We start from the raw sequence: 457 nt of genomic DNA on the forward strand, positions 1-457 counted from the left end.
TGGAGCGCGCTGCCCAGGTGCAACTGCTGGCAATGTCGACCCATCGCGAGCTCAAACCAGTGCCTCATGAAATTGCACAACGCACTTACGAGCAGATGCGTCAGGGGGATGCCGAAAGTGCCAGAGCGCATTTGACTAGTGCAATGCGGCGACTGTCACATGGGCAATCGGCTCATATCAATAGATAGGCGTTCACCGGTCTCTAAGAGTTAGGGGTATTGCGCTGAAACTTATATGTGAATCGCTCCTGGTTCGTCGCGGGGTATTTCAATACGGGGGGCTGATCCACCGCAGTTCAGTCCGCTTCTGGCCGCGAGTTGGCAGTCGTCTGAGTCAGCTTGCGGCCGCAGTTGGCCTCCCGGCCAGACCTGGCAGCCGACTGTCTGCAAGCCCCAGCGCCCAGCCGCTAGGCGCGGCGGCGCAGGTACAGCACCTGCGCCGTTACGCCGATGACCAG

General features: G+C 60.0%; 1 protein-coding gene. It reads left to right on the forward strand.

What is annotated here, in order from left to right:
• A partial coding sequence (locus J0A65_RS25795; protein WP_206597054.1) for a hypothetical protein occupies positions 1-188 on the forward strand: 188 nt, incomplete at its 5' end.
• Positions 189-457: the final 269 nt, after the last annotated feature.

It is taken from the genome of Bowmanella yangjiangensis (assembly GCF_017255015.1).
GTDB lineage: Bacteria > Pseudomonadota > Gammaproteobacteria > Enterobacterales > Alteromonadaceae > Bowmanella > Bowmanella yangjiangensis.